At 70.4% G+C, this 1,114-nt stretch carries 1 protein-coding gene; it reads left to right on the top strand.

Translation table 11 applies throughout. The features are described 5' to 3' along the window. Positions 1-132: 132 nt before the first annotated feature. On the top strand, positions 133-1,029 hold the full coding sequence (locus V3B25_RS05160) for a DMT family transporter (RefSeq protein ID WP_049399222.1): 897 nt from the start codon (positions 133-135) through the stop codon (positions 1,027-1,029). Positions 1,030-1,114: the final 85 nt, after the last annotated feature.

Raw genomic sequence — 1,114 nt, 5'->3', positions numbered from 1 at the left:
CCCGGTTTTGCTTCCGCCCCCCCCTCCCCCCCCCCCCCCACACCCCCCCCGCCCCCCCCCCCCGACTCTACAGAAGGGCGGCAGTCGAGCAAGCTCGACTCTACAAACCGGTGCTGTCGGCGATAATGGGCCATGAATGTGCAACGCTCCCCTTCGCGTGCGGTGGCCTGGATGGTCGCTGCGGTCGCCTGTTTCTCGCTGATGGATGCTGGCATGAAGCAGCTGTCGGCCAGCTATCCGACCCTGGAAGTGACCTTCCTGCGTGGTGCGGCTTCGTTGCCGTTCGTGCTGGTCTGGGTGCTGGTCAGCGCCGGCCCGCGCTCGCTGATCCCGCGCCGCTGGGGCCTGCACCTGCTGCGTGGTGGGCTGGGCATGGCGATGATCGGCTGCTTCGTGTTCGCCCTGCGTGACCTGCCGCTGTCCACCGCCTACACCATCTATTTCGTTGCCCCACTGCTGATCGCCGCGCTGTCGGTGCCGTTGCTGGGTGAGCGGGTTGGCCCGCGGCGCTGGGTGGCCATCGGCATCGGCTTGGTCGGCGTGCTGGTGGTGCTGCGGCCGGGCGTGGACGGCTTCATTTCGGTGCCGGGGCTGATGGTGCTGGCCGCGGCCACCGCGTATGCCGTGGCGGCGATCACGGTCAGCCTGCTGACCCGCACCGATACCTCGCAGTCGATGGTGGTCTGGTTCCTGGTGATCATGGCCATCGGTGCCGGCCTGCTGGCCCTTCCCGGCTGGGTGCCACTGCAGCTGGCGCATGCGCCGCTGATCGCCGGCATGGGTCTGGCCGGAGCGCTCGGTCAGATCGCACTGACCAAGGCCTTCCAGCTGGGCGAGGCGTCGATGATCGCGCCGTTGGAGTACAGCGGCCTGGTGTGGGTGATCGGCTGGGACCTGGCCTTCTGGGGCCAGCTGCCGGACAGCTATACCTGGGTGGGCGCGGCGATCATCGTCGCCTCGGGGCTGTACCTGCTGCACCGTGAGCGGGTGAACCGGCAGGAACCGCCGAAGCCGCTGGATCATCCGTAGAGTCGGGGGGGGGGGGGGGGGGGGGGGGGGGGGGGGGAGGGGGGGGGGGGGGCGGCGGCCCACCGCAGCCCACACCCCCACCCGC

This window comes from Stenotrophomonas sp. SMYL8 (assembly GCF_036320065.1).
In the GTDB taxonomy this organism is placed as follows: Bacteria; Pseudomonadota; Gammaproteobacteria; order Xanthomonadales; family Xanthomonadaceae; genus Stenotrophomonas; species Stenotrophomonas maltophilia_A.
Note: the sequence above shows the minus strand (reverse complement) of the source record. Positions and strands in the feature narration are given on the sequence as shown.